Genomic DNA, 26,054 nt, shown 5'->3' on the forward strand with positions numbered 1-26,054 from the left:
CGCCTATTCCGCGGGGCAGAGCACCGCTTCGGCGGCCTGCTCGACCAGTGAGGTGACGGCGGGGTCGGTGTTCGGCACCGCCAAGGTGGTGGACAGGGCGAACTGCAGGCGTCCGTCCGGCGAGCTGAACGTGGTCGCGTTGTACCCGGGCGCGCCGCCGGAGCTCTGGCTGATGACCGGGTCGCCGCCGCACAGCCGCTCGGCGGGCGGCGGCGGGGCCGGAGCGCCGGGGGGCGGGTCGGTGAGCACCTTCCGCAGTTCCGGCGGCAGCAGCTTGTCCTGCCTGAACGCCTGGTGGAAGGTGCTGATGTCCCGAGCGGTCGAGATCACTCCTCCGGCGGCGAACGAGTAGCCGGGGTTGAACCGGTCCATGTCGCGCAGCCTGCCGTCGGCGTCGGGGTAGTAGCCGTGGCCGTGCGGGCCCTTGATCCCCTGCCCAGGCTGGGTGGGCAGGTAGGTGCGGCTCATCTTCAGCGGCTTGAACAGGCGCCGGTCGAACTCGGCGGCCAGGGTGTCGCCGGTCAGCCTCTCGATGATCATGCCGAGGAGCACGTAGTTGGTGTTGGAGTAGGCGAACCTCTCACCCGGTTTCTGCTGCCGGGACTGGCCGCGGGACACCTTCACCAGGTCGATCGGACTGTAGCGGGTGGTGAAGTCGAAGAAGTCGAGCAGGTGGGGCTGGAAGTAGTCCGGAATGCCGGAGGTGTGTTTGATCAGGTGGTGCAGCGTGATCTCGTCGGCCAGTTCCACCAGGTCCTGCCGGGCGAGTTCGGGCAGCAGGTCGCTTAGCTTGTCGTCAAGGGCGAGCCTGTTCTCCTTGACGAGCTGCAGCACCACGGTGGCGGTCATGGCCTTGGTCTGGGAGCCGATGCGGAAGCGGGCGCCAGAGGGGATCTTCCCGCCCTGGCCGCCGAGCAGGCGGGAGCCGGCCGAGCCCTTGCCGACGGGCTTGCCGTCGTAGTAGACCTCGCCGATCGCTCCGACCACCGCGGGGTTCGCGGCCAGGGCGGTCAACGCCCGCTGCACATCCCCCGGTACGGGCCGTCCCGCGTCCGCCGCGGCGGGCATCGGGGCGCCGAGCACCAGCAGCACGCAGGCCAGGCCGATCACGTTCCTGGTTTTCTCAGTCCTCACACGCCGATCCTTTTCGTCAGTGAACCTTTTGCGGGGAAAACGCGAGAGAAGCGCCGGCGTGAGCGTGGACGCCTCAGCCGCGCCGGCTACGCCGAACCTGTCTAGATCAGCGGAGGTTTCCTCCGCGTTTCCGGTGGAACCGCTCCCGGCCGTGGTGCCGGAAACGCCGCGGAAACGTTCGCCGGTGCAGAAAAGAGGCCGTCGAATGTCGGCGCGCCCGCCGGCCGGTTCTATCCGGACGACTCGGCGGCGCGCCTGTCCCCGTTCAGGAAGGATTCGTGTGCTGAATAGAGCGATAACCGCCCTCGGCGTGGGAATGGCGAGCGCGATGCTGGTACTGAGCGTCACGCCTCCCGCCGGCGCCACCACCCGGCCCCGGATCGGCGACGTCCAGCGCGCCCTGGAGGTCCTGGCGGAAGACGCAGGGATCGTGGGCGTCATCGGCGAGGCCTTCTACGACGGCAAGCGCATCGGCCGCGGCTCGGCCGGCTCCCGTCTGCTCGGCGGCAAGGGCGGGAAGATCCCGTCGAACGCGCGCTACCGCATCGGCTCCGAGACCAAGCGGATGACCGCCACCGCGCTGCTGCAACTGGTCAAGGCGAGGAAGCTCGGCGTGGATGACAAGCTGAGCGAGGTCCTGCCGGTCGTGGCCGAGCGGGATCTCGTGGAGCGGGCAAACGAGATCACCATCCGGCAACTGATCGACCACACCTCCGGCATCCCCGACTACGCCGGCCGGCCGGGACTTGAGCCGTGGGACGTCACGACCCACCACTCTCCCATCGACCTGCTGAAGGTCTCCCGTTCCCAGGCGCGACAGCAGGATCCGGGCGAGAAGTTCGCCTACTCCAACATCAACTACATCCTGCTCGGCATGATCATCGAGAAGCTGACCGGCAACACCCTGGCCGAGGAGTTCGAGCGGCGGTTCTTCGAACCGCTCGGGATGGACCGTACCTATCTGCCCACCGAACCGGGACAGGGCATCAAGGGCCCGCACGGGCACGGCTACCTGGCCCAGCCCGACGGGAGCGTGCGCGACATCGACCGGCAGAACGCGACCAGCCTGTGGGCGGCCGGCGGTGTCATCTCCACGGCCGAGGACATGACCGACTTCCATCGCGCCTTCGCGCAGGGCAGGCTGCTGCCGGCGAACCTGCGGCAGGTGATCACCGGGAACCAGCGGCCGGCTCTGTGCGGGGGCAAGGTGGACGGCGCCAGGGGCGTCGGACTCGGCTCCATCAGCATGACCTTCACCTCGGCCGACGGCCGTCTGCAACTGGCCGTGTCGGCCACGACCAGCGTCAAGGACCCCGGAGGCACGTTCACCGCCCCCATCCAGCGGGCCGCCGAGGCGGTGCTGTGCCCGAAGTGACCTGCCCGAAGCGACCTGCCCGAAGTGACCCCTCGGACCGGGTCACCGTTCCGCGTTTAGCACTCGTTGAAAGGTGCATGCATGACTGGACATGATCGGCCCTCACGGCGTCTCGCGCTCGGCCTGCTGGGGGCCGTTCCCCTCGCCGCCGCTCTCACGCGGACCGCTGAAGCGTCGGCCCGATCCTCCGGCGCCGGCCGGATTCCGCAGGCGCTGCGCCCCGGCGGCGACTACGACCGGTTCCTGAAGAACCTCGCCGACGAGGACGAGTTCTCCGGCACCGTACTCGTCGCGTATCGGGGCAAGACCGTACTGGCCCGGGCCTACGGCATGGCGGACAAGGAGCGCGAGGTCCCCAACAGGATCGACACCATCTACAACCTGGCCTCCACCGCCAAGCCGTTCACCGGCCTGGCGATCATCCAACTCGCGCAACAGGGCAAGCTGCGGCTCACCGCGCCGCTGGGCACGTACCTGGACGGCTTCTCACGCTCCGTCGCCGACCACGTCACCATCCACCACCTGCTCACCCACACCTCCGGGCTGTCCAACTACGCCGAGGGCGTGGACATAAAACGCGTCACCAGCAGCGTCGAGGAGGAGATCGCCTTCCGCAAGGAGATGCACCGCAGGGCCGAGACCACCTTCACCCCCGGCAGCGGACACGCCTACAGCAGCCTCGGGTTCTCCATCCTGGGCGAGGTCGTCGAGACGTTGACCGGGACCTACATCCACGACTACATCGCCGCGAACATCTTCGCCCCGGCCAAGATGACCAGCTCCAAGTACTACACCCGGCACGACTGGCTGACCGACGAGCGCATCGCGCATCCGTACATCTACCAGCGCGACGGCTCCCGGGTGGACGGCGTGCGCAACCTGGACGCGGGCGCGACGATCAACGGCGGAGAGGGCACCAACGCGGCCCGTTCCTGGCTCGGCTCCGGAGGCGGCGGCGGCTTCTCCACGGCCCCCGACCTGGTACGTTTCGCGCTCGCCCTGGAGAGCGGCAAGCTGCTCCGCCACAACCGCGCCTGGACGGAGCTGTACATGGGCTCGAAGATCCCCATCCCGCCACGGCCGGGCTCCACCCCTCCGACGGGCTCGGACCAGGGATTCTCCGGGTACGGGGCGACCGCCCACCTCGTCAACGACCAGCGGCTGTTCGGGCACGGCGGCGGCATCGCGGGCGGGAACGCCAACTGGACCATCTATCGCGACAGCGACTGGATCGGGATCATCTTGTGCAACTACGACCTCGACATCCAGTCCATCATCAGCCGGGAGCGCGAGGCCGTCTTCGGTAGCACGTCCTAGCCCGGCACCGCCGCGACCGCGGGTGGCCCGTCCCCGATCGTTCGGGGACGGGCCCGACCCGGCGGCGGGGAGGAGACGGGAGCGCGAACGGTCAGGCGGCGCCGCAGAGAGCGTGATCGACCAGAGCCGACAGCGCCTGGTTGGTGCGTTGCGCGGCTCGGAGGTCCGCGAGCGAGCGAGAGGTCGTCTCGACGGCCACGCCGCGCCCGCCGTCCGCGGTGACGCCCACTCTCGTGCTGAAGCCGATCTCGTCACCGCCGTGGCCCCAGTAGCCGCCGCCGCAGCTCAGCGGGCGGTACATGAGCCCGAGTCCGTACGCGGCCCCGGTGACCCCCATGGCCCGCAGCGCCTTGGCCGGAACGGTCTTCTTCATCTCGGCCAGTTGCGCCGGCGGGAGGAGCCGGCCGCCCAGCAGGGCGCGGAAGAACCGGTTGAGGTCGCCGGTGGTGCTGATCATCGCTCCGGCCGCGTCGCCGAGGGTCTGGTCGTGCTCGGTGACGTCCGTCAACGCGCCGTCCGGGGTGAACCGCGCGTACGCCCTGGCGTGCGGCGCGGGCAGACGCGGATCGGCGCCGGGGATGAGGGTGTGCCGCAGGCCCAGCGGGGTGAGGACGCGCCGCTCGACCTCCTCATCCCAGCCGCGCCCGGTGACCCTGCGGATGATCATGCCGGCGAGCACGTAGTTGGTGTTGGAGTAGCCCCACTCCGCGCCGGGGGCGAAGGACGGCTTCTTGCGCACGGCCAGCGCGACGAGCTGTTCGGGCCGCCAGGTGCGCGACCGCTCCCGGCGCCACTGCTCCGGCGAGGTGGCCGGTCGCAGGTACTCGGGGATGCCGCTGGTGTGCTGCAGGAGCTGCCGTACGGTGATCTCGCGTCCGTCGTTGCCGTTTCCGCGCACGACCCCGGGCAGCCACTTCTCCACCGTGTCGTCCAGCGACAGCCTGCCCTCCCCGGCCAGTTGGAGCACGACCGTGGCGACGAAGGTCTTGGTGGTGCTGCCGATCCGGAAGTGGCCGTTCGGTGGCATGGCCTCCTTGGTCCTCCGGTCGGCGACCCCGCTGCGCGCGACCGTCCGTCTCGACCCCGTGCCGACCTCGCCGAGCACGCCCACGACCCCGGTCGCACGCACGGCCCTTACGTCGTCGCGCAGCCGGTCCGGAATCGTCCCCTCCGCCTCGGCCGGGGCCCCGAGCGGGCGGGACGAGAGCGCGAGCGACGGCGACGGCGCCGCTGTCGTCATGACGAGCCCGGTGGCCGCGGCGACCGCCAGAAGACGCACGCCGGGCCGGCGGCACATCGAGGTGCTGGTGATGCGCACGAAAACCCCCTGGGTAGACCTTGTGATCCGCTGCTGTGAGGTATGCAACAGGGAGGCCGGTTACCAGGAGGGAACAGCCGAGTGGGAGGCTCCCGGCCGGGTTCCAGGCCGACGGTGGTCACCGGTGCCCCGGGCGGCGCGGCGCCGAAATCGCGGGCCTTGACGTGTCCGGTCGGCCTGGCCCGCTCCGACGTCTCAGGTGAGGGCGCCGACGGAGCGCCGAGGACGGGAGGAACGAGTTGAAGTACATGATCCTCAGCTACGGCTCGCAGCGGGACTACGACGCCATGTCCGAGACGGGCGCCTCGGCGCAGGACGTGGCGGCGATCGGCGACTTCCTGGCCAAGTTCACCGCTGAACTGGCCGAATCGGGGGAGCTGGTCGAGACGCAGGGGCTGACCGCTCCGGTGCTGGCGCGCCGGGTGCGGCTCCGCGACGGCGCGCAGGTCGTCACCGACGGCCCGTTCGCCGAGACCGAGGAGGTGCTGGCAGGGTACTGGATCGTCGAGTGCGACGGCATCGACCGGGCCACCGAGATCGCCGCGCGGCTGAACGAGTGTCCCGGGCCGCAGCCCGCCGCCGGCACGGTCATCCGGCCGATCGCCGACTGGGCCGAGGACGTCGAGCACTGACCCGTATGAGCGATGACTCCATCGAGGGCCTGCTGCGTCGCCTGATGCCGCAGGTCCTCGGCGCGCTCGTACGCCGCTACGGGCACTTCGACTGCGCCGAGGACGCGGTCCAGGAGGCGCTGCTGGCCGCCGCGCGGCAGTGGCGGGCCGAGGGCGTGCCGGAACGGCCGCGGGCCTGGCTGATCCAGGTCGCCGCGCGCAGGCTCACCGACCTGCTGCGCGCCGAGCAGGCCCGCAGGCGGCGCGAGGACGTCGTGGCGAGCCGGGTGCTGCCGCACGAGCGGATCGGCCCGGCCGCCGACGCCGCGGCCCGTGAGGAGGACGACACGCTGATCCTGCTCACCCTGTGCTGCCATCCGTCGCTGTCGCAGTCCTCGCAGATCGCCCTGACGCTGCGGGCGGTGGGCGGGCTGACGACGGCGGAGGTCGCGCGCGCGTTCCTGACCTCCGAGGCCAGTATGACCCGCAGGATCACCCGGGCGAAGCGGACGATCCAGGCGAGCGGTGTTCCGTTCCGGATGCCGCCCGAGGACGAGCGCGAGGAGCGGCTGCAGAGCGTCCTGCACGTGCTGTACCTGATCTTCACCGAGGGGTACGCGGCCACGTCCGGCCCGCACCTGCACCGTCCCGATCTGGCGGCCGAGGCGATCAGGCTGGCCGAGACGCTGCACGGGCTGCTCCCCGACGACGGCGAGGTGGCCGGGCTGCTCGCGTTGATGCTGCTCACCGACGCCCGCGCCCCGGCGCGGACCACCGAGCACGGCGACCTGATCCCGCTGGGGGAGCAGGACCGGAGCCTGTGGAAGGCCGAGTCCGTCCAGCGCGGCCAGGCCCTGCTCGCACGGGCCTTCCCGCGCGGACGCGTCGGGCCGTACCAGGTGCAGGCCGCCATCGCCGCGCTGCACGACCAGGCGCCGAGCGCGGCGGCCACGGACTGGCCGCGGATCGCCACGCTGTACCGGCTGCTGGTACGGCTCTCGCCCAGCCCTGTCGCCCGCCTCAACCACGCCGTCGCCGTGGCCATGGCGGAAGGGCCCGCCGCGGGCCTGGCCCTGCTCGACGGACTGGACGACCCGCGCCTGGCCCGCGACCACCGGCTGCACGCCGCGCGGGCGCACCTGCTGGAGATGTCCGGAGACCACCAGGCCGCCCGCGCGGCCTACGCCCGGGCCGCCGGACTCGCCACCAACCTGCGCCACCGCCGCTACCTGACCGCCCAGGCGCACCGGCTCGGGTGAGGTGATGGACCGTGAGGGGAGTCAACGCGGCCCGGGACGCAGGTGGCGGTCGGCGAAGGGGAGCGCGGTCAGCGCGGCGCCGAGGACGAGCATGATGAGGGCCAGGTCGCGCAGGGAGGCGCCGGTCGGGGCCGGGCCGAGGACGACCGCGATGAGGGCCGAGGAGACGGTCGCGCCGAGGTACATGGACGTGCGCAGCAGCCCCGCCGAGGAGGCGGTCTCGGCGGGAGGGCTCTGCTGGTAGAGCGTCTGCTGGTTGCCCACCGCGCCCAGCCCCATGGCCAGGCCGAACAGGGCGGCCACGGCGAGGGGCAGGGCCACGCCCCCGCCGGGCGACACCAGCGCCAGCAGGGCCGCCCCGGCGGTGGTGGCCGCGCCGCACAGCACGAGCGGCAGCCGGGGGGCGCGCATCCGGCCCGCCAGCGCGGAGGCCGCGGCTCCGCCTAGGGAGATCGGGAGCAGGAGGAGCCCGGCGGTGCCGGGCGGGTACCCGCCCCGCGAGCCGAGCCAGGCGCCGAAGCCGTAGAGCACCGAGTACACCGTGACGTACGTCAGGGCGTTGCGCAGGTGCGTCCACAGCAGGGCCGGGGTCGCGGCCAGGGCCCGGACATCGACGAACGGCGCCGCCGCGCGCAGCTCCCAGGCGACCAGGGCCACGGAGGAGGCGGCGCAGACGGCGAGGGCGTACGGGCTCGGGGCCGGGAAGGCGTGCAGCACGAGGAAACCGCTGGTGACGGCGACGGTGAACAGCAGCACTCCGAGCGGGTCCAGCGCGCCCAGCGCGGTGCGCCCGCGGACGGGGCCGCCCCGGGTCGCGGGCACGTACAGCAGGGTGGTGACGATGGCGAGGGCGGCCAGCGGCAGGTTCACCGCGAACGTCCACCGCCAGCCGCCCGCGCCCACAAGGACACCGCCGAAGGCCAGGCCGAGCGCCACGGCGAGCTGGTTGCACATCGCCAGCCCGCCGAGCACGCCCCGCGGCACCTCGCCGCCCCGCTCGTCGGCCCGCGCGCGCACGATCGCCATCGCGCACGGGTAGGCGGCGGAGGTGCCGGCGCCGATGAGGCAGCGGGCGGCGAGCAGCCAGGGCAGCGAGGGCGCGGCCATCGCCACCGCCGCCCCGGCGAGGACCAGCAGGTGACCGGCCAGCAGGACGCGCCGCGCCCCGTACCGCTCCGCGAGCCGGCCCAGGAACGGCTGGGCCACGGCGCTGACCAGGTAGAGGGCGGCCACCAGCGTGGACGCGGCGGCGAGCCCGACACCGAGCGAGGCGCCGATGTCGGTCAGCGCGGTGGCCAGGATCGCGCTGTTGACCGGGTTGAGGGTGACGGACAGGTACAGCGGGGCGAGCAGGCGGGCGCCGAAGCCGGTGCGGGCCTCGGCCGCGGCCGGGACGGGCATGCGGGTCCGATCCTCACTTCGGGATGGAGTTCGGGATGGAGTGGCGTCAGCGGCCGGGGTGCGCAGGCGTGCTGACCGGGCTCGTCTCGCCCGGCGCGGCCGAGCGGTACGTCTCGGGGAGCAGGACCGCGGTCGCGACGAGCGCGGCGACGGCCAGCGCGATCAGGTAGTACGCCGGTGCGATCGGTCCGAAGGCGGCCACCAGGACGGTGCCGGCGAACGGCGCGGTGCCGCCGAAGAGGGCGTACGCGGCGTTGTAGGTGACCGCGGTGCCGGCGGAGCGCACGCTCGGGCTCACCGACTCGATCGCCGAGACGGTCGCCACCGTGGCGACGGCGGCCTGGGGGAGGAGCAGCAGCGCCATGGCGGCGGCGGCCCCGGGGATCGACCCGCTGCCGGCCAGAACGTACGCCGGGAGGGTCAGCACGGCGGCGGCCAGCGCGCCGCCGACGATCAACGGCTTGCGGCCGACGCGGTCGGACAGGGCCGCGGCACCCCACCCCGTCAGGCCGCCGGCGACCAGGATCACGCTGCTGATCAGCAGGATCGGGCGCGCGTCCATGCCGACGGAGTTGGTGAGGTAGGCGGGCAGGAAGGCCACCACGGTGTGGCTGGCCAGCGCGCCGTAGGCGAAGACCGCGACCAGCACCGCCAGCACCCGCGCGCGCTCGCGCAGCACGGCCCGCAGCGGGGTCCTGGTGACCTTCCGCTCGGCCTGCAGATGCCGGAAGGCCGGCGACTCCTCCAGGCGCAGGCGCAGCACCAGCCCGGCGAAGGCCAGCAGGCCGCCGATGACGAACGGCACCCGCCATGTCCAGGCGGCGTACGCCTCCGGCGAGATCGCGGTGATGGCGAGCACGGTCAGCGCCGCGGCGGCGGCCCCGACGAGCGTGAAGGCGGCCACGAAGCCGAGCCGGGCGCCCCGCCTGCCCGGCGGGGCGGTCTCGTAGGCGTAGACCGAGGCGCCGGTGTACTCGGCCCCGGCGGACAGACCCTGCGCCAGGCGGCAGACCACCAGCAGCACGGGGGCGAGGATTCCCACGCTGTCGTAGGAGGGGAGCAGCCCGATGAGCGCGGTGGAGCCGCCCATCAGGCCGATGACGATCGCGAGCATGCGGCGGCGGCCGACGCGGTCGGCCAGGCCGCCGAGGACGGCCCCGCCGATGGGGCGGGTGACGAAGGCGATGCCGTAGACGGCGAAGGCGGCGAGCAGGGCGGTGAGCGGCTCGTCGGAGGAGAAGAACTGCTGGGCGATCACGGTCGAGCTGTAGCCGTAGATGACGAAGTCGAACAGCTCCACGAAGTTGCCGAACGACGTGGCGGCGAGTACGAGCGTGGGGCTCTGGCGCTCGCGCATGGGAGGCTCCTTGGCTGCCGGAGTGATGCGAGGCTAGGGAAGGCGGTGGACACCGGAAAGCGTCTGTGCCGCTGTGTGAGCCGATGTGCCACATATGGGAACCGGATTAGACTGACAAGTGACGGAGCGGAAAGCAACCCCCTGCCGCGGAGTTGACGCACGGGAAACACCGGCGACACACGCCGGGGGCGCGACCGCCCGCAGACGGGAGAGGCGCATGAGCGACAGGCCGAAGGCGACCGGGCGCGAGTCCAACAGCGCGCTGATGGCGTTGCGCGTGCTGGAGGAGGTGTCGCTGCGCCAGCCGATCGGCGTGTCCGACCTCGCTCGCGCGCTCGACCTGCCCAAGAGCACGGTGCAGCGCGCCCTGGTCACGCTGGAGCAGGCCGGCTGGCTGTGCCTGAGCGCCAACGGCAGGCGCCACTGGACGCTGACGGCCAAGCCGCTGATGGTGGGCCTGCGCGCCGACGTGGGCCAGACCCTGCGCGACGCCGCCGCCACGCCCATGGAGCGGCTGCGCAACGTGACCGGCGAGACCGTGCACCTGGCCGTGCGCGAGGGCGGCTCCCTGGTGATCGTCGCCCATCAGGACGGCACCCAGGCGGTGCGCACGTTCATCGAGACCGGGGCGAGGGTGCCGCTGCACGCCTCGGCGGCCGGCGTGGCGATCCTGGCCGCGTCGGCGCAGGCCGACGTCGACGCGGTCCTGCGCGAGCGGCTCTCGGCCGTGACGGCCGGCACGCCGACCGGGCGCGCGGCCGTGGAAGCCGCCATCGCGGCCGCCCGCGAGCGCGGCTACGCGGTCAACGACGGCGGCTGGTGGCGGCCCGAGGTCGGCGCCGTGGCCGCCGCCATCACCGGCAAGTCGGGCGTGGCGGCGGCGGCGCTGAGCCTGTCGGTCCCGCTCATGCGCCTCACGGAGCCGCGCGTCGCCGAGCTGGGGCCCCTTGTCGTGGCCGCGGCCGAGGAGATCTCGGCCAACCTCCGCCTGCTCTGAGACCCCGCGCTCTTGACCACACGGCGGTTCCATGCTCAGGATGTGTACCTGAATACGGCACGGCGTTCAACATAGAGGAACAACAGGGGCGTCGTGCCGCGCAACCGGCAAAGGAGCCGCCGATGTCAGATCCGGCACCGACCCGCGAGTCGTACCCGTACCTCCCCGCGGGCCCGCCCGCCATCGAGCTCGCCGACCCCGATGCCCGCCTCAGCCGGCTGGACCTGGGGCTGGACGAGGAGCAGGAGGCCCGGGCCCGCGAGCTGATGCGGTCCAGCATCGTGATCAGCCTGCACGACCACCCGCAGATCCTGCCCAAGGACCCGGCCCGCACCATGGAGTACGTCCGTGGCGCCCGCGAGCACACCGCCTACCGCACGCTGCGCCGATCCGGCCTGACCGCCGTGTTCGACAACCTGCTCGGCGTCGTCGGCGCGGCGAGCCCGTCCGGCTGGAAGTGGGACGACGCCATCACCGCGCTCGGCATGCGGCTGGCCGACATCGCCCACCAGGAGGGCGTGGTGGTGGCGCGGAGCGTGGCCGACATCCTCGCCGCCCACCGCGACGGCAACCTCGCCTTCGTGATGGGCACCGAGTCGGCCACGCCCATCGAGAACGAGCTCGACCGGATCGACATCCTGTACGGCCTGGGCGTACGGCAGATGGGCATCGCCTACTCCGAGGCCAACGCGCTCGGCTGCGGCCTGAAGGAGGAACGCGACGGCGGGCTGACGCTCTTCGGCAGGCGGGCCGTGGCGCGCATGAACGCCATCGGCGTCGCCATCGACGTCTCCCACTCCGGAGACCGCACCGCCCTGGACACCATCGAGGCGTCGGACAAGCCCGTCCTGATCACCCACGCCGGGGCCCGCGCGGTCTGGCCCACGCCCCGGATGAAACCCGATGACGTGCTGCTGGCCTGCGCGCGCTCGGGCGGCGTGCTCGGCATCGAGGCCGCGCCGCACACCACGCTCTCCCGCGAGCATCCCCGGCACACGCTCGAATCGGTCATGGACCACTTCCGCTACTGCGTGGACCTGATGGGCATCGAGCACGTCGCCTTCGGACCCGACACCTTCTTCGGCGACCACGTCGGCTTCCACCACGCGCTCGCGGCCGGCCTGGACGTCTCCCGGATCATCCGGCCCGCCGGGCTGCTGGACTTCCCCGAGGTGGAGTTCGTCGACGGCGCGGAGAACCCGGGGGAGTTCTTCGGCAACGTCACCCGCTGGCTGGTCAAGCACGGGTACCACGACGACGAGATCGAAGCGGTCCTCGGCGGCAACATCCTCCGCGTCCTGGGCGAGATCTGGTGAGGGGGAGCAGGAGCATGCGGCACGTGAAGGAGCGCATCACCGCGTACGTGCGCGACAGGGCCGCGGAGATGACCGCGCTGTCGCGCGCCGTCAACGCCAGGCCCGAACTCGCCTTCGAGGAGCACGAGACCGCCGGCCTGCTGGTGCGCACGCTGACCGCCGGCGGCCGGTTCTCGGTGGAACGCGGGGTGGCCGGCCTGCCCACCGCGTTCGTCGCCACCGCCGGCACCGGCGAACTGGAGATCGGCATCTGCGCCGAGATGGACGCCCTGCCCGGGGTGGGCCACGGCTGCGGGCACAACGTCATCGCCGCCGCGGCCGTCACCGCCGGCCTGGCCCTGGCCGAGGTCGCCGACGAGCTCGGCATCACGGTACGGGTGCTCGGCACCCCGGCTGAGGAGCGCGGGGCGGGCAAGGTGCTCATGCTGGAGGCGGGCGTCTTCGACGGCCTGCACGCCGCGATGATGGTCCACCCCACCCTCAAGGACATGGTCACCCCGAAGATCCGCGCCACCCGCATGTGGCAGATCGCCTACACCGGGCGCGAGGCCCACGCCTCCCGCCCCCGTGAGGGCCGCAACGCCGCCGACGCCGCCGTCATCGCCCAGACCGCCATCGGCCTGCTGCGCCAGCAACTGCCCGACGGCGTCCGGGTGCACTACGTGGTCAAGGAGGCCGGGGCCGCGGTCAACATCATCCCCGGCAGGGCGGTCATCGAGTGCATGATCCGCTGCGACACCCTCGCCCAGGTGGACGCGACCTGGCGGCGCGTACGGGCCTGCTTCGAGGCGGGCGCGCTGGCAGCGGGGGTCGAGATCGAGGTCGGCGAGCCCCTGCTGAGCTGCCCGGAGTTCCGGCACGACCCCGACCTGGCGCGGCTGTTCCAGGCCAACGCCGAGGCCCTGGGCCGCACCTTCCCCGACTACGAGGACCGCGCGCTCGGCTCGACCGACATGGCCAACGTCTCGCACCACGTGCCCTCCATCCACCCGGTGCTGTCCCTGGACGCCCCGCCCGAGCACGGCAACCACACCGCGGGGTTCGCCGCCGCCGCGGGCTCCGCGACCGGCGACCTCGCGGTGCTGGACGGCGGCCTGGCCATGGCGCTCACGGTCGCCGACCTCGCCACCTCCGAGGTCGTCCGCGCCCGGCTCATCGCCGGCCGGGCGAGCAGGTCCGGAGCGGCCGTGTGAAGGCCGGGATCGTACGGGCGTGGGGCGGCCCCGAGGCGGTGCGGATCGAGGAGGTTCCGGACCCGGTCCCCGGTCCGGGGCAGGTGCTGGTCCGGCTGCGCGCGGCCGGGCTGAACCGGGCGGATGTGATCATCCGCGAGGGCGGCTTCCCGGAGGCGCCGTGCCCGATCATCCTCGGCGTGGAGGGCGCCGGCGAGGTCGCCGATCCCGGCGACCGGGCCTACGGCCTGGAGGCGGGGCAGAAGGTCCTGCTCAGCCCGATGATCGTGTGCGGCGCGTGCGCCGCCTGCCGGGCCGGGGCCGACAACGCCTGCCCGTCGCTGAAGGTGATCGGCGAGCACATGGACGGCACCTACGCCCAGTACATCGCCGTGCCCCGGCACAACGTCCTGCCCGCCCCCGCGAACCTCGGCCACGTCGAACTGGCCGCCGCCATGACGGCGTACATGACGGCCTGGCACATGCTCGCCACCAGAGCCGCCGTCGCGGAGGGGGAGACCGTGCTGATCGCGGGGGCCGGAAGCGGCGTCGGCTCGGCGGCGGTCCAGGTCGCCAAGCTCCTGGGCGCCCGGGTCATCGCCACCACCGGCACGCCGGACAAGGAGCGCCGCCTGCGCGAGATCGGCGCCGACGAGGTGATCGACTACCGGCGTACACCGGAGTTCCACGAGGCGGTCCGCGACCTGACCGGCGGCCGCGGCGCCGACGTGGCACACGACTCGGTCGGCAGGGCCACGTTCCAGCGGTCCATCCTCGCCCTGCGCCACGGCGGGCGGCTGGTCTGCATGGGCTCCCACACGGGCGCCCGCGTCGAGCTGGACCTGTGGAACATCTACCGCCGCGAGATCACCATCCTGGGCGCCCACACGGCCGGCGCCCGGGACATCGCCGAGTTCCTGCCCCACCTGGCCGGCGGCGCGTTGCGTCCGCTGGTGGACTCCGTCTTCCCCCTGGAGCGGGCCGCCGACGCACAGGCCCGCCTGGTCTCCTCCGAGCGGTTCGGCAAGGTCGTCCTGACCATCGACTGACACCCGGCCGGCGCACCGGCGTCTCTCGTCGCGTTCACCGTCGGCTTCGGCCGTGAGAGGGCCGGTGCGGGTCGGCGTGGATGTGCGTGCGCATCCCCTGCGGGTCGAACAGGATGAGCAGTTCGACGACGCCGCCGTCGGCGCTGCCCAGCCAGTGCGGCAAGGACGTGTCGAACTCGGCCGCCTCACCGGGCGGCAACGTCAGGTCGCGCTCGCCGAGGACGAGCCGCAGGTTGCCGTTGAGCACGTACAGCCATTCGAAGCCGTCGTGGGTCTGCGGGGTCGGCACGAGCGGTTCCGGCCGGGCGGGGATGATCATTTTGAACGCCTGCACCCCGCCGGGCCGCCGGGACAGCGGCACGAAGGTCATCCCGAACCTCCGGATCGGCGTGAGGTGGATCCGGGGGTCGCCGGTGCGCGGGGCGCCTACGAGCTCGTCCAGCGGAACGTTGTACGTACGGGCCAGCGGCAGCAGCAACTCCAGGGTCGCCCGGCGCTGCCCGCTCTCCAGCCGGGACAGGGTGCTCTCGGACACGCCGGTCGTCGTCGCCAGCTCGGCGAGGGTGATGCCGCGGTGACGACGCAGCGCGCGCAGTCGCGGCCCCACCGCATCGAGCACCTCGTCCAGTTCATGGTCCACCCTGCCATCTTGCCGGAACCGCAAGATTCCGTGCCAGGTCGGTGCGTGCCGGGCGAGACTGAGCCGACACCGATGGACGGAGGTTCGATGAACGGCACCGAGGCGGCCACATTCTGGGACGGCGTGCACGCGGCACGACCGGCGGCCACCGATCCGCGGCCGAATGTCCGGCTCACCGAAGTGGTCGCGAGCCTGCCGCGCGGCGACGCGTTGGACCTCGGATGCGGCGGCGGCGGTGACGCCCTGTGGCTCGCCGGGCAGGGGTGGCACGTCACCGCCACCGACATCTCGGCCGTGGCGGTCGAGCGGCTCACGGCACTCGCCCGCGCGAACGGCCTGGACGACCGCGTCACCGCCGTACGGCACGACCTGCGCGGGTCCTTCCCGTCCGGCGAATTCGACCTGATCTGCGCGCACTACCTGCACACCCCCTTCGACCTGGACAGGGCGGCCGTCCTGCGCTCGGCCGCGCACGCGTTGCGCAGGGACGGGCGGCTGCTGGTCGTCGACCACGGCTCGACCGCGCCGTGGTCGTGGAACCAGGACCCAGGCGTCCGGCACCCGAGCCCGAGGGAGGTCGCGGCGGGCATCGACCTGGACCCGGCGACGTGGACGGTCGAGCGGGCGGACGCACCCCGCAGGATCGCGACCGGTCCGGACGGGCGCACCGCCGAGGTCACCGACCACGTGCTGCTCATCCACCGCACCGCCTGACACGGCCGAACAGCGCCGTCCCAGGAAGGGAGAAGACCACCATGGCCGACACCGTGCGCCGCCGCCGCGACACCCCGCCGCCCCGCACCGGGAGCGGCGAGGCCGAGGTCCTGCGCGGATTCCTCGACTACCTCCGGACCTCAGTGGCCGCGAAGGTCGACGGCGCCCCCGAACCCCAGGCGCGAACGGCCGCGGTGCCCTCAGGCACGAACCTGCTCGGCCTGCTCAACCACCTGACCTTCGTCGAACGCTCGATCTTCCTCGGCGAGGACGTCACCGACTGGCAGGCGACGTTCCAGGCCGCACCGGCCGACAGCGTGGCCGGCGTCGTCGCCCGCTACCGCGAGACGGTCGAGCGCGCGAACGACGTGCTCGACAGATGCACCGACCTCGCCGCACCAATCCCTCGCCCGCGACCGGGCCGCCCCGCCCCCAGCGCCCGCTGGGCACTCACCCACATGATCGAGGAAACCGGCCGCCACGCGGGCCACGCGGACATCCTCCGCGAACTGATCGACGGCTCGACCGGCCGCTGACCCACCACCTTCTGTCGGCCGCTGTCGTCCGCGGGCTCGTGGCTCTCGCGGTCATGCCGGCTGACGTGTACTACAACCTCCTCATCCGCCTTGCGGGAGGTCCCTTGCCCGGACACTCCCGTCGGTCGTTTTGCGGGCGGCTGTGGGGGCTGACGGTGCCCAGGCGTGCGGGGCGGCGTGCACCTTCTGGAGTTCGGGAACGTTCGATCGCCCCCGGCCGTGACGGCTCGGGGGCGGGGGGGGACCGGCCAGGTCCAACACCCGCCGAGTGAAGCGCGAGGTCAGGGCCATGACCGTGTCACGGGCGAGCACTTGCTGACGACTCTTGCCCGCCTGAACGAGGGCGTGGCAGTTATGACGCTCAACAGCCTCGGCGTCGACCTCGAAGACAGGCGCACCCGCCCGATAGGCACGGACCTCGGCCGCATCACGGAGCTAACCCGCCACGAGGCGGCCGGGCTCGGGCACCGGTACGTCGGCACCGAGCATCTCCTGCTCGCCCTCCTCCATGAGGAGGTATCAGAGGCTCTGGGGGTCGGCCTGCGACAGACCCGCGACCGAGTCATCAAGATCCTCCACGGCGGCGCCCTCTGAACTCGCTTCAGCCATACGGTGATCTCCATGTTCGACGAGATCATCGCCCACTACACCCAGCTGGTCAACGACCTGGACTGCTTCGCGTTCACGGTGACCATCCCCGACTCCGGCGTCCTCACCGTGCAGGACGCGGCTCGCCGCCTGGGAGGCGACCCCGCCACGCTGTCGCCTCCTGGACGGCCGCACCCCGGCGATCCCGGCCTGTCCCTCTACGAGGTCGGCGCCGGCGTCCTGATCTGGGAACCCAGCCCGGCCGGCTTCCATGACGCGAGGATCGACCGGCTCGCCGGGGAAGGGTTCCGGTACTGGAGCCTGGCCTGCGACATCGAGGGCAACACCAGCGTGTACGTGCGCTACGGGAACGCCGAAGGCCACCTGGACGACCCCCACCCCGACGGGTTGCCCTTCACCCTCGGCAGGGATGACCTGGGCCCCATCGGCCGCTACGCCGACCTGCTGGCGTGCGGGTACGACAGCGAGGAGGCGGAGGCGACCGTGGAGATCACAGCGGCGTGCCTGGCCGTGATCGAGCTGGAAAGTGGCGTGCGCGTCGACTTCGAACTGCTCGACGGCCCTTACTGGCGACTGCCGTCTTTCATGTAGGTCGCCCTGGAACCGGGCGGTGGAACCGTATGGAACGCCTGCCGTTACGGAGCCGATCGGAATGCCGATGCCGACGGGGGGACAAGGGGTTGCGCAGCGGTGAGTTTCTTCATGGTCAAGGGCGGGGAGCTGCGGCGGATGCGCGTTACCAGGTTCGTTTTCTCGGGGCCAGTCGACATCGTCGTTGAGGGGGTCGCGAAGGACATCGTGGGCTCTTTCAGAAAGGCCATTCTGGCCGCGCTTGCCGTGAAGGAGGGCAAGGTGATGAGCAGTGACGCCCTCATCGACGTCGTCTGGGCGGGCAGTTCGCCGCCCACCGTGACTAACACCTTGCAGAGTCACATCTCGTTCCTGCGCCGCGCGTTCGAGTCGATGGGGGGAGTGCTGCGGCGCTCGAACTTCTGCCGCCGTATCTGGCGCTCGGCCTGCGACGGGCAGCCTGAGGCTGAGGAGCCAGTGGCACCGATCCTGCAAGGGGCGGTCTTCCACAGGCTGAGCCACCACCACAAGACGATCCTGGACGAGCTCGACGTGCCCGATGTCCTGGCCTGCGAGCGGATGGGGCACCGCATGAAGGGCATTTCCGGACGCTACAGCCATGTCACCGAGGTGATGCGGACGCGTCTGGTGAAGGGTCTGCAGCGGTACTGGGCGCGGATGCGCAAGGCGGCCGGGTGAGCAGGTGGAGCGCCAGGACCTGCGCATGCTCCCGCTTCGCCTGCCTGGAGGCGATCGCGACCGGAACTCCGGTAGGGAGCGGCGCGTGACCTCTACCCGTGCGAGGGTCGGGCAGCGCTCTTGGGGGAGCGGTCTGCTCCCGTTTCCATGGTCATCGATGTTCAAAAAGAAGATCCCCAGGCCGGTGACCTGGGGATTCGGTGGTGGGCGATACTGGGATTGAACCAGTGACCTCTACCGTGTCAAGGTAGCGCTCTCCCACTGAGCTAATCGCCCCTGTTCGAGGTGGAGACGGGATTTGAACCCGTGTACGCGGCTTTGCAGGCCGCTGCCTCGCCTCTCGGCCACTCCACCGAGCGAGGCCCTGCGTCAGACCTCTTCGAGCGGACGACGGGATTCGAACCCGCGACCCTCACCTTGGCAAGGTGATGCTCTACCAACTGAGCCACGTCCGCGTGTCGGCCCCGGTGGCGTTCCGGTGGCGACGAAGAGAACTCTAGCGGGTTTTCCGTGTGGTGCCTAACCAAGTGAGGCGGGGCGGGTCAGTCGATGGCGGCTTTGCGGAGCTGGCGGGCCACGCCGCGCTCGACGGCGGGGAGGGTGAGGAAGATCTCCAGGATGCGGGTGAGGCGGTGGACCTCGATGCGGTGGAAGGCGGGGCCGGCGGCGCGGGCCAGGACGAGGACCAGGGCCAGCGGGGGGAGGGGGGCCGCGATGACGTGCAGGCCGGAGTCCAGGGTGGTGGCGGTGGGGCGGGCGGGGATCTCGGGGAAGGGGATCTGCTCGGGGGCGCGCCAGCTTGAGTGGATGACGGTGTGCGGCTCGCGTTCGGTGCCGGCGGCGGCCCAGTCGGCGCTGAACAGGACCGGCATGGAGTCGATCAGGGTGGCCAGGGCGCGGTCGCCGGCCGTGGTGATGTACTTGAGGATCTCCAGCTCGGGGTAGGTGCCGGGGGCCTCGCGGGTGGCCCAGACGCCTTCGACCTCGACGCCCTCGACGCCGCGCAGGCTCTCCACGAGGCGTTCGCGCGGTTCGGAGTCGGGCCAGAAGACGGTGAGGTCGTCCACGGCGCGGCCGTCGCCGCGCTCCAGGACGATGATCTGGGTGATGTCGGCCCCGGCGACGCCGAGCACCCGGGTGACCTGCCCGAGCGATCCGGGCCTGTCGGGCAGTGCGATCCGCAGTCGCAGGAGCATGGCGCGGCCTTTCCGGGGTGGTCGGGGAGCGGGTCTGACGCGACGGAGCGTTCGGTGGGAGTTTATCCAGGGGGCGGGCGTGCGGCGGCGTGGGGTAGAAAGGGCGGGTGGACGACGGGGTGCGTGGCCGCGCGGTCGCGGCGTTGAAGGTGGGGGCCATCGAGGTGTGGCCGCCGGTGGTGCTGGCGCCGATGGCCGGGATCACCAGCGCGCCGTTCCGCGCCCTGTGCCGGGAGCAGGGCGGCGGGCTGTTCGTGTCGGAGATGATCACGAGCCGCGCGCTGGCCGAGCGCAACCGCAAGACGTTCGCGATGATCCGGTTCGCCGAGGGGGAGTGGCCGCGGAGCATCCAGCTCTACGGGGTCGATCCGGCCGTGGTCGGGCGGGCCGTGCGGATGATCGCGGAGGAGGGGCTGGCGGATCACGTCGATCTGAACTTCGGGTGCCCGGTGCCGAAGGTGACCCGGCGCGGGGGCGGGGCGGCGCTGCCGTACAAGCGGGATCTGCTGCGGGCGATCCTGCGCGCGGCCGTCTCGGCCGCCGGGGGGCTGCCGGTCACGATGAAGATGCGCAAGGGGATCGACGAGCGGCATCTGACCTACCTGGACGCGGGGCGCATCGCGGTCGAGGAGGGGATCGCGGCGGTCGCGCTGCACGGGCGCACGGCCGTGCAGCACTACGGCGGGGAGGCCGACTGGGAGGCCATCGCGCGGCTCAAGGAGGCCGTGACCGAGATCCCGGTGCTGGGCAACGGCGACATCTGGAGCGCCGACGACGCGCTGCGGATGATGGCGCGGACGGGCTGCGACGGCGTCGTGGTGGGACGCGGGTGCCTGGGGCGGCCCTGGCTGTTCCGCGACCTCGCCGCCGCCATGGAGGGGTCCGCCGAGCGGGCCCGGCCGGACCTGGGCGAGGTCGCGCGGGTCATGGCGCGGCACGCCGAGCTGCTGGTGGAGTCGTTCGGCAGCGAGCCCCACGGGATCGCCGACTTCCGCAAGCACGTGGGCTGGTACCTGAAGGGGTTCACCGTGGGCGCCGAGACGCGGCGCGGGCTGGCCACCGCGGCGAGCCTGGAGGAGCTGCGGGAGCGGCTGGCCGAGCTCGACCACACGCAGCCGTGGCCCGCGGCCGCCGAGGGGCCGCGGGGGAAGTCCAATCCGCGCGACAAGGTGCTGCTGCCGGAGGGGTGGCTGGACGACACCCGTGGCGGGGTCGTCACGGAGGAGAGCGACGTGTCCGGCGGCTAGTCGTCGCCGGCCGGGAGGTTGTCGGCGCACTTGCGGAAGCGTATGACGAAACGTATGCGTTTCGCATACGCTTTTGGTCATGGAATCGGAACTGGAAGACGCCATCAACGAGTGGCATGCCGGCGTGAACGCCGGTGATCTCTCCCGGGCGGCGGCGGCAGTCGGTGATCCGGTCGTCGTCCTCGGCCCGAAGGGCGCGGGCCCGATCACGCCCGACCAGTTCGCGGACTGGGTGGATCGTTCGGGGATCCGGCTCGTGCCGCGCTCATGGCACCCGATCAGCGAGCGGCTCATGGTGGTCGAGGAGGACGCGACCTGGCCCGGCGACCAGACTCCCACTCGCGTGGCGACGGTGTTCCGCGTCGCGGGCGCGAAGGTCACGGCCGCGCTGCGGCTGCCGGATCTGAGATCGGCCCTGGAGCTGGCCTACATCTGCCGCGAAATGGCCGCGACCGAATGAGCGCGGCGGGGCCGGGGCAGCTCCTGTTCGCTTTCGTGCGGTACTGGTCACGCCGTGCGGCCGCGGGGGACGCTTCCATCGCCGAGCAGGGGCGGCTCGTGCTGGTGACCGAGGCGGTCGCCGCTCTGGCCGGCCGCGACGAGCCCGCGACGGTGAACGCCGTCGCCGACGAGATCGGCATCGACCAGAGCGGCGCGTCCCGTCTGATCAAGAGCGCGGTCGAGGCCGGCTACCTGACGATGACGACGGCGCCGTCGGATGGCCGCAGACGCGAGGTGTCCGTCACGCCCGCCGGTCGCACCGCGCTACGGCACGCCCATGCATGGCAGGAGAAGGTCTTCGCCGAGCTGACCGCGGGATGGAGCCGGCAACGACGCGACGATTTCCAGCGCGCGATGGCCGACCTCATCGCCCGGTCCTACGCGATCGGCTCATAGGGCACGCCACGTTGACGGTCGAGGGGCCGCGAGAATGGGGATCTCGCGCGCGCGCGACGGCGTCGAAGTCGGGGAATCGGTACGAGCGGTTCTCCGGCCTCGGTCTGCGGAACCGCGCCAAGGAGTGGTTCGGCGCGTACGAGGGCCGGCCGCCCGCGCCGGCCGCTCCCGCAAACGCCGGCGACGTGCTGGTCCCATACGGCTAGTGATCAGACTGTGATTTCCGGATGACGGACGGGCGTCAAGATTGCGCGTAACGTGCTGTCAAGGTAGGGCGTGGCACCCGATCCTGGAGACGGCGTTTGACGGACGTGCACAGTCAGGACGAGCGGGACGAACAGGGCAGCGAGCCGGGCAGTCCAGGCGGTCCGGGTGGTCCTGGGCGTCCGGGCGAGCCGGGGGGTCATGGCGGCGGCCGGGAGCTCGGCGGCGAGGACGTCGTCGCCGAGCTTGACGCGGAGCGGCCCGCGCGGCGGCTGGCCGGGCCCGTCGCGGTCTTCGTCACCGCCGTCGCGTTCGGGCTCTCGGCGTACGTGCTGTACTGGACGTTCCGGCCGGGGGCGGTGCTGCCGTACCGGATGCTGTTCCTCGCCGTCGTGCTGCCGCTGTGCTTCCTGTGCTACCGGCCGGGGCGGCGCGGGCGGGAGGCGCCGGGGGGCCTGGACTGGGCACTGGCGGCGCTCGCGCTCGCCGTGTGCCTGTACCCGGTGGTCGTGTTCGACGACTTCATCCGCCGGGCGTTCGCCCCGACCGCGCTGGACGTGGCCGTGGGGGCGGCGGTCGCGCTGCTGGTGCTGGAGGCCGTGCGCAGGACCGTGGGGTGGATCCTGCCGGCCGTGGTGATCGGGTTCTTCCTGTACGCGTACTACGGCGGGTACCTGCCGGTCGAGTGGCCCATCGGCCACCGCGGCTACGACATCGAGCGGATCATGGCCTCGTTCGTGATGGGCACCGAGGGGATCTACGGGGTGCCGCTCGACGTGGCGGCGACGTACATCATCCTGTTCACCGTCTACGGCGCGGTGCTCGACCACTCGGGGGCCGGGCGGTTCTTCGTGGACGTCTCGCTGGCCGCGTTCCGGCGCTCGCGGTCGGCGCCGGGGCGTACGGTCGCGCTGGCCGGGTTCCTGCTCGGCACGGTCAGCGGGTCGGGGGTGGCCACGACGGTCAGCGTGGGCAGCGTGGCCTGGCCGATCCTGCGCCGCGCCGGCTACCCGCGCGAGCAGGCCGGCGGGGTGCTGGCGGCGGCGGGCATCGGCGCGATCCTCTCGCCGCCGACCCTGGGCGCGGCGGCGTTCATCATCGCGGAGTACCTGCGGGTCAGCTACCTGACCGTGCTCGTGTACGCCACGATCCCCACCGTCCTGTACTACCTCGGCATCTTCCTGGCGATCGAGATAGACGCCCGCAAGTACGGCACCCACGCCGTGGAGATCGACGCCCCGCGCCTGTGGCCGCTGCTGCGCAGGTTCGGCTACCACTTCAGCTCGCTGTTCGTGATCGTGATCCTGATGGCGCTGGGGCAGTCGCCGTTCCGCGCCGTCGTGTACGCCACCCTGCTCGCGTTCGCGCTGTCGTTCCTGGACCGGGAGCACCGGCTCACCCCGCGCCGGGCGGCCGGGGCGCTGGCCGCGGGGGCCACCGGGGTGCTGCCCGTGGCCGTCACCTGCGCCGCCGCCGGGATGATCGTCGCGGTGGTGACGCTGACCGGGCTCGGGCTGAAGGCCAGTTCGCTGATCGTCGGCGCGTCGGCGGGGGTCCTGGCCCTGACGGCGGTGATGTGCGCGCTCGCCGTGCTGCTGCTCGGGCTGGCCGTGCCGGTGACCGCCTCGTTCGTCATCGCGGCGGTGATCATCGGTCCCGCGCTGCTGGATTTCGGGGTGACGGCCGCCGAGGCGTACATGTTCATCTTCTACTACGCCGTGCTGTCGGAGGTCAGCCCGCCGACGGCGCTGTCGGCCTTCGCGGCCTCGGCGATCACGGAGGGCAACGCGCAGCGCACCATGTGGGCCACCTGGAAGTACACGCTGCCCGCGTTCCTGGTGCCGTTCGCGTTCGTGCTGACCCCGGCGGGGGCCGCGCTGCTCGGGCAGGGCTCGGCGGGGGAGATCGCGGCGGCGCTGGGGGCCTCGGCGCTGGCCGTGGTGGCGCTGGCGGCGGCGACCGGCGGGTGGCTGATCGGGGCGGCGGGGCCGGTGGAGCGGGTGCTGTGCGGGGCGGCGGCGGTGCTGCTGCTGGTGCTGTCCCCGGCGCCGGCGGCGGCGGGGGTGGCCGCGCTGGTCCTGGCGCTGGGCGTACACCTCGTGAGGAGAAGGAGCGGGTCATGAGGATCATGCGGATGGCCGCGGTGCTCGCGGCCGGGGCCCTGGCGGTGGCGCTGACCGCGTGCGGCGGTGAGCGGTCCGGCGGCGGGCAGCGGCTGTCGATCGCGACCGGCAACACCACCGGCGTCTACTACGTGCTCGGCGGCGGCATCGCCGAGCAGATCAACAAGAACCTCGACGGCTACCAGGCCACCGCCGAGGCCACGGGCGCGTCGGTGGAGAACATCCAGCGGGTGGTGCGCGGCGACTCCGACATCGCCTTCACCCTGGCCGACACCGCCGCCGACGCCGCGAGCGGCAAGGGCTCGTTCGCCGCGCCGCAGCCGATCCGGGCCCTGGCCCGCCTGTACGACAACTACACGCACGTGATCGCGCGCGCCGACGCCGGGATCAAGACGGTGGCCGACCTGAAGGGCAAGCGGGTGTCCACCGGCTCGCCCAACTCCGGCACCGAGGTGATCGCGCTGCGGCTGCTCGCCGCCGCCGGCCTCGACCCCGACAAGGACGTGACCCGGCAGGCGCTGTCGCTGCCCGAGACGGTGCAGGGCGTCAAGGACGAGACCATCGACGCGCTGGTCTGGTCCGGCGGCCTGCCCACCGGGGGCATCACCGACCTGATCACCAGCGAGAAGGACGAGGTGGTGTTCGTGCCGCTGGACGACGTGCTGCCCGCCATGCAGCGCGAGCACGGCCAGGTGTACGCCGCCGGCACGATCCCGGCCGCCGCCTACTCGACCCCCGGCGACGTGGCCACGATCGTGGTGCCGAACCTGCTGGTGGTCAACCAGAGCATGGACGCCGGACTCGCCGAGCGGCTCACCGGGCTGCTGTTCGACCGCAAGGCCGAGCTGGAGAAGGTGCACGCCGCGGCGAAGGAGATCACCAGGGAGAACGCGCCGAAGACCGAGCCGGTGCTGCTGCACGACGGCGCGAAGAGGTACTTCGGGTCATGACGCCTCGGCCGCCCAGGTGAGGATGCGCCGCGTCGCCGCGGCCGACTCGAAGTAGGCGTGGTGGTGCACGCGCTCCAGCACGTGCGTGTCCGGCACCCGGCCCGTGCGCCCCATGGCGCCCACCGCCGCCACCGGCACGACCACGTCGTTGCCGACGCCCTCGCCGAAGACGCCGTCGTCCCCCGGCGGGCCGTACTCCGCGGCCAGGGCCCGGTACCGCGGGCGCGGGCCGTGCGCGTGCGGGCCGAAGGCGTTCAGCCCGCGCAGGTACGCCCCCGCCGGGCTCATCGCGGTCAGCCCCGGCAGGTCGCCGGACGCGCCCGAGGCGAGGTGCTTGACCAGTTCCTGCACCGCGCCCAGCGGGCCGGCCTGGCCGGTGGCGGCCAGCAGCGTGGTCAGCCGTCCGGCCAGGTGGCGCAGCCGGGCGGGGTCGGCGAGCGGCGTGCCCGCGTTCGGGGTGCCGGCGAACATCACCCTGCCGATCCGGACGCGGCGGCGGCCGAGCGGCAGCGCCGCGGCGTTCTGCGCCAGCTCGCGGGCCACCAGCCCGCCGCGGGAGTGGGCCAGCACGTCCAGGTGCAGGTCCGCTCCGTCGGGGATCAGCGCGATGAGGCGGCGCGCGTTCTCGGCCGGGTCGTGGGTGAGCGTGTGGTGGTCGAAGGCGATCACCCGCCCTCCGTACGCCGCGTGCAGCCGGGCGAACGCCTCGGCGGGCATCCCGCCGAACGAGGAGTGCGTACGCCCGAAGGCGCCGTGCAGGAGCAGCAGCGTGCGCCGTTCCCCGCCCTCCCCGGCCTCCAGGCCGGCCCAGCGCGACGGGTGCAGGTCCTCGGCCACGTCCCGCGCGTACGTGTCCGGCGCGCACGCGCGCAGCCGGTAGCGGTGCCGCCGCTCCTCGTACGCCGCCAGGGGGCACGCCGTCCGCCACGGGAACGCGAACAGCTTGATCAGCAGCGGCCCGGACCAGCCGCGGCTCCACTCCCGCCGCCCCACCTCGAACCGCCCGGTGCCCGCCCGCACCAGGGGATGCCAGGAGTAGGTGCCCCGCCCGGTGACCGCCAGCGCCACCCACCGCTCGTCCTCCGGCGGCGCGACGCCCCGGTCCACCAGCAGCCGCGTGCCCGGCACCCGGCCGGTGCGCTCCACCGACACCAGGTAGTCGGCGCGCAGGTCGCGCAGCCCCGCCTCCGCGATGGCCCCGGCCAGCGCCTCGGGCATCCGCCACCCGAACGCCGCCGATCCGGTGTGGGCGGGCGGCGGCAGCGCGCGTACGGAACCGGTGACGCCGATGCTGGTCAGGGTCGCGCGCAGACCGGTGCGCGAGCCGATGCGAACCGTCTGCCCCGTGTGAAACTCCACCATG

The 26,054-nt window shown here is 72.5% G+C and carries 25 protein-coding genes and 3 tRNA genes; 18 read left to right on the forward strand and 10 right to left on the reverse strand.

What is annotated here, in order from left to right; genetic code table 11:
• Nucleotides 1–3 precede the first annotated feature (3 nt).
• Nucleotides 4–1,134: a serine hydrolase domain-containing protein gene (locus tag HNP84_RS06040; RefSeq protein WP_185048343.1), complete on the reverse strand. Its 1,131-nt coding sequence runs from the start codon at nt 1,132–1,134 to the stop codon at nt 4–6.
• 328 nt (nt 1,135–1,462) lie between these two features.
• Here HNP84_RS06040 and HNP84_RS06045 point away from each other — a divergent pair, with 328 nt between their 5' ends.
• Together HNP84_RS06045 and HNP84_RS06050 are read left to right on the forward strand one after the other, a co-directional pair.
• The gene (locus tag HNP84_RS06045; protein ID WP_185048344.1) at nt 1,463–2,509 is read left to right on the forward strand and encodes a serine hydrolase domain-containing protein; all 1,047 of its coding nucleotides are present in this window, start codon (nt 1,463–1,465) and stop codon (nt 2,507–2,509) included.
• A gap of 81 nt (nt 2,510–2,590) precedes the next feature.
• Nucleotides 2,591–3,826 (forward strand): serine hydrolase domain-containing protein, encoded by a 1,236-nt coding sequence (locus HNP84_RS06050; RefSeq protein WP_185048345.1) that lies wholly within the window; start codon nt 2,591–2,593, stop codon nt 3,824–3,826.
• A gap of 91 nt (nt 3,827–3,917) precedes the next feature.
• Here the strand turns inward: HNP84_RS06050 and HNP84_RS06055 are convergent, their stop codons facing one another.
• Nucleotides 3,918–5,144 carry a serine hydrolase domain-containing protein gene (locus HNP84_RS06055; protein ID WP_221335886.1) on the reverse strand — a complete coding sequence of 409 codons (1,227 nt, stop codon included), beginning with the start codon at nt 5,142–5,144 and terminating at the stop codon, nt 3,918–3,920.
• Between the two features lie 248 nt (nt 5,145–5,392).
• Here HNP84_RS06055 and HNP84_RS06060 point away from each other — a divergent pair, with 248 nt between their 5' ends.
• A complete protein-coding gene (locus HNP84_RS06060; protein ID WP_221335953.1) occupies nt 5,393–5,776 on the forward strand; it encodes a YciI family protein in 384 nt (127 codons plus the stop codon).
• 5 nt (nt 5,777–5,781) lie between these two features.
• A complete protein-coding gene (locus tag HNP84_RS06065) occupies nt 5,782–7,014 on the forward strand; it encodes an RNA polymerase sigma factor (RefSeq protein WP_185048347.1) in 1,233 nt (410 codons plus the stop codon).
• Nucleotides 7,015–7,035: 21 nt separating this feature from the next.
• Here HNP84_RS06065 and HNP84_RS06070 read toward each other — a convergent pair whose 3' ends face one another.
• Both HNP84_RS06070 and HNP84_RS06075 read right to left on the reverse strand, forming a co-directional pair.
• Nucleotides 7,036–8,415 carry an MFS transporter gene (locus HNP84_RS06070; protein WP_185048348.1) on the reverse strand — a complete coding sequence of 460 codons (1,380 nt, stop codon included), beginning with the start codon at nt 8,413–8,415 and terminating at the stop codon, nt 7,036–7,038.
• Between the two features lie 46 nt (nt 8,416–8,461).
• Nucleotides 8,462–9,772 carry an MFS transporter gene (locus HNP84_RS06075; protein WP_185048349.1) on the reverse strand — a complete coding sequence of 437 codons (1,311 nt, stop codon included), beginning with the start codon at nt 9,770–9,772 and terminating at the stop codon, nt 8,462–8,464.
• A gap of 217 nt (nt 9,773–9,989) precedes the next feature.
• On the opposite strand from HNP84_RS06075, the gene HNP84_RS06080 reads away from it, so the two are divergent.
• The 4 genes from HNP84_RS06080 (at nt 9,990) to HNP84_RS06095 (ending at nt 14,306) form a co-directional block, all read left to right on the forward strand.
• On the forward strand, nt 9,990–10,769 hold the full coding sequence (locus HNP84_RS06080) for an IclR family transcriptional regulator (RefSeq protein ID WP_185048350.1): 780 nt from the start codon (nt 9,990–9,992) through the stop codon (nt 10,767–10,769).
• A 122-nt stretch (nt 10,770–10,891) separates the two neighbouring features.
• The gene (locus HNP84_RS06085) at nt 10,892–12,085 is read left to right on the forward strand and encodes a dipeptidase (RefSeq protein ID WP_185048351.1); all 1,194 of its coding nucleotides are present in this window, start codon (nt 10,892–10,894) and stop codon (nt 12,083–12,085) included.
• A 14-nt stretch (nt 12,086–12,099) separates the two neighbouring features.
• Nucleotides 12,100–13,278, forward strand: coding sequence for an amidohydrolase (locus tag HNP84_RS06090; protein WP_185048352.1), 1,179 nt, complete (start codon nt 12,100–12,102; stop codon nt 13,276–13,278).
• Nucleotides 13,275–14,306: a zinc-binding dehydrogenase gene (locus tag HNP84_RS06095; protein WP_185048353.1), complete on the forward strand. Its 1,032-nt coding sequence runs from the start codon at nt 13,275–13,277 to the stop codon at nt 14,304–14,306. Before HNP84_RS06090 ends, HNP84_RS06095 begins: the two co-directional genes overlap by 4 nt.
• A gap of 34 nt (nt 14,307–14,340) precedes the next feature.
• Here HNP84_RS06095 and HNP84_RS06100 read toward each other — a convergent pair whose 3' ends face one another.
• Entirely contained in the window at nt 14,341–14,946 is a 606-nt protein-coding gene (locus HNP84_RS06100; protein WP_185048354.1) for a helix-turn-helix domain-containing protein, read from the reverse strand.
• A gap of 87 nt (nt 14,947–15,033) precedes the next feature.
• Between HNP84_RS06100 and HNP84_RS06105 the strand changes: the two genes are divergently transcribed.
• The 5 genes from HNP84_RS06105 (at nt 15,034) to HNP84_RS06125 (ending at nt 18,074) form a co-directional block, all read left to right on the forward strand.
• Complete coding sequence (locus HNP84_RS06105) at nt 15,034–15,660, forward strand: SAM-dependent methyltransferase (protein WP_185048355.1); 627 nt, start codon at nt 15,034–15,036, stop codon at nt 15,658–15,660.
• A gap of 41 nt (nt 15,661–15,701) precedes the next feature.
• On the forward strand, nt 15,702–16,196 hold the full coding sequence (locus tag HNP84_RS06110) for a DinB family protein (protein ID WP_185048356.1): 495 nt from the start codon (nt 15,702–15,704) through the stop codon (nt 16,194–16,196).
• Between the two features lie 354 nt (nt 16,197–16,550).
• Entirely contained in the window at nt 16,551–16,790 is a 240-nt protein-coding gene (locus tag HNP84_RS57105) for a Clp protease N-terminal domain-containing protein (protein WP_246517818.1), read from the forward strand.
• Nucleotides 16,791–16,817: 27 nt separating this feature from the next.
• Nucleotides 16,818–17,396, forward strand: a complete 579-nt coding sequence (locus HNP84_RS06120) for a hypothetical protein (RefSeq protein ID WP_185048358.1) — start codon at nt 16,818–16,820, stop codon at nt 17,394–17,396.
• Between the two features lie 99 nt (nt 17,397–17,495).
• Entirely contained in the window at nt 17,496–18,074 is a 579-nt protein-coding gene (locus HNP84_RS06125; RefSeq protein WP_185048359.1) for an AfsR/SARP family transcriptional regulator, read from the forward strand.
• A 201-nt stretch (nt 18,075–18,275) separates the two neighbouring features.
• Here HNP84_RS06125 and HNP84_RS06130 read toward each other — a convergent pair.
• The 4 genes from HNP84_RS06130 to HNP84_RS06145 all read right to left on the reverse strand — a co-directional run bounded on the left by HNP84_RS06130 (nt 18,276) and on the right by HNP84_RS06145 (nt 19,270).
• Nucleotides 18,276–18,350, reverse strand: a tRNA-Val gene (locus HNP84_RS06130).
• Between the two features lie 7 nt (nt 18,351–18,357).
• Nucleotides 18,358–18,428, reverse strand: a tRNA-Cys gene (locus tag HNP84_RS06135).
• Between the two features lie 28 nt (nt 18,429–18,456).
• Nucleotides 18,457–18,529: transfer RNA gene (locus HNP84_RS06140), tRNA-Gly, on the reverse strand.
• 87 nt (nt 18,530–18,616) lie between these two features.
• Entirely contained in the window at nt 18,617–19,270 is a 654-nt protein-coding gene (locus tag HNP84_RS06145) for an ACT domain-containing protein (RefSeq protein ID WP_185048360.1), read from the reverse strand.
• A gap of 107 nt (nt 19,271–19,377) precedes the next feature.
• On the opposite strand from HNP84_RS06145, the gene dusB reads away from it, so the two are divergent.
• From dusB to HNP84_RS06170, 5 genes are all read left to right on the forward strand, one after another.
• Nucleotides 19,378–20,517, forward strand: a complete 1,140-nt coding sequence (gene dusB, locus HNP84_RS06150) for a tRNA dihydrouridine synthase DusB (protein ID WP_312923964.1) — start codon at nt 19,378–19,380, stop codon at nt 20,515–20,517.
• Nucleotides 20,518–20,596: 79 nt separating this feature from the next.
• Nucleotides 20,597–20,977 (forward strand): hypothetical protein, encoded by a 381-nt coding sequence (locus tag HNP84_RS06155; protein ID WP_185048361.1) that lies wholly within the window; start codon nt 20,597–20,599, stop codon nt 20,975–20,977.
• On the forward strand, nt 20,974–21,414 hold the full coding sequence (locus tag HNP84_RS06160; protein WP_185048362.1) for a MarR family winged helix-turn-helix transcriptional regulator: 441 nt from the start codon (nt 20,974–20,976) through the stop codon (nt 21,412–21,414). The genes HNP84_RS06155 and HNP84_RS06160 overlap by 4 nt, the downstream gene beginning before the upstream one ends.
• 311 nt (nt 21,415–21,725) lie before the next feature.
• Nucleotides 21,726–23,741 carry a TRAP transporter permease gene (locus HNP84_RS06165; protein ID WP_185048466.1) on the forward strand — a complete coding sequence of 672 codons (2,016 nt, stop codon included), beginning with the start codon at nt 21,726–21,728 and terminating at the stop codon, nt 23,739–23,741.
• Nucleotides 23,738–24,691: a TAXI family TRAP transporter solute-binding subunit gene (locus HNP84_RS06170; protein ID WP_185048363.1), complete on the forward strand. Its 954-nt coding sequence runs from the start codon at nt 23,738–23,740 to the stop codon at nt 24,689–24,691. The genes HNP84_RS06165 and HNP84_RS06170 overlap by 4 nt, the downstream gene beginning before the upstream one ends.
• Here the strand turns inward: HNP84_RS06170 and HNP84_RS06175 are convergent.
• A complete protein-coding gene (locus tag HNP84_RS06175; protein WP_185048364.1) occupies nt 24,686–26,053 on the reverse strand; it encodes an esterase/lipase family protein in 1,368 nt (455 codons plus the stop codon). The two genes, HNP84_RS06170 and HNP84_RS06175, sit on opposite strands and share 6 nt — an antisense overlap.
• Nucleotide 26,054 lies beyond the last annotated feature (1 nt).

Origin of the sequence: Thermocatellispora tengchongensis (assembly GCF_014202315.1) — a bacterium.
GTDB lineage: Bacteria > Actinomycetota > Actinomycetes > Streptosporangiales > Streptosporangiaceae > Thermocatellispora > Thermocatellispora tengchongensis.

Bases quoted from the DNA above. Each gene is read 5' to 3' on its own strand.
- HNP84_RS06045 (WP_185048344.1), top strand. From the start codon at position 1,463: ATGCTGGTACTGAGCGTCACGCCTCCCGCCGGCGCCACCACCCGGCCC.
- HNP84_RS06050 (WP_185048345.1), top strand. From the start codon at position 2,591: ATGACTGGACATGATCGGCCCTCACGGCGTCTCGCGCTCGGCCTGCTG.
- HNP84_RS06060 (WP_221335953.1), top strand. From the start codon at position 5,393: ATGATCCTCAGCTACGGCTCGCAGCGGGACTACGACGCCATGTCCGAG.
- HNP84_RS06065 (WP_185048347.1), top strand. From the start codon at position 5,782: ATGAGCGATGACTCCATCGAGGGCCTGCTGCGTCGCCTGATGCCGCAG.
- HNP84_RS06070 (WP_185048348.1), bottom strand. From the start codon at position 8,415: ATGCCCGTCCCGGCCGCGGCCGAGGCCCGCACCGGCTTCGGCGCCCGC.
- HNP84_RS06075 (WP_185048349.1), bottom strand. From the start codon at position 9,772: ATGCGCGAGCGCCAGAGCCCCACGCTCGTACTCGCCGCCACGTCGTTC.
- HNP84_RS06080 (WP_185048350.1), top strand. From the start codon at position 9,990: ATGAGCGACAGGCCGAAGGCGACCGGGCGCGAGTCCAACAGCGCGCTG.
- HNP84_RS06085 (WP_185048351.1), top strand. From the start codon at position 10,892: ATGTCAGATCCGGCACCGACCCGCGAGTCGTACCCGTACCTCCCCGCG.
- HNP84_RS06090 (WP_185048352.1), top strand. From the start codon at position 12,100: ATGCGGCACGTGAAGGAGCGCATCACCGCGTACGTGCGCGACAGGGCC.
- HNP84_RS06105 (WP_185048355.1), top strand. From the start codon at position 15,034: ATGAACGGCACCGAGGCGGCCACATTCTGGGACGGCGTGCACGCGGCA.
- HNP84_RS06110 (WP_185048356.1), top strand. From the start codon at position 15,702: ATGGCCGACACCGTGCGCCGCCGCCGCGACACCCCGCCGCCCCGCACC.
- HNP84_RS57105 (WP_246517818.1), top strand. From the start codon at position 16,551: ATGACGCTCAACAGCCTCGGCGTCGACCTCGAAGACAGGCGCACCCGC.
- HNP84_RS06120 (WP_185048358.1), top strand. From the start codon at position 16,818: ATGTTCGACGAGATCATCGCCCACTACACCCAGCTGGTCAACGACCTG.
- HNP84_RS06145 (WP_185048360.1), bottom strand. From the start codon at position 19,270: ATGCTCCTGCGACTGCGGATCGCACTGCCCGACAGGCCCGGATCGCTC.
- HNP84_RS06155 (WP_185048361.1), top strand. From the start codon at position 20,597: ATGGAATCGGAACTGGAAGACGCCATCAACGAGTGGCATGCCGGCGTG.
- HNP84_RS06160 (WP_185048362.1), top strand. From the start codon at position 20,974: ATGAGCGCGGCGGGGCCGGGGCAGCTCCTGTTCGCTTTCGTGCGGTAC.
- HNP84_RS06170 (WP_185048363.1), top strand. From the start codon at position 23,738: ATGAGGATCATGCGGATGGCCGCGGTGCTCGCGGCCGGGGCCCTGGCG.
- HNP84_RS06175 (WP_185048364.1), bottom strand. From the start codon at position 26,053: ATGGTGGAGTTTCACACGGGGCAGACGGTTCGCATCGGCTCGCGCACC.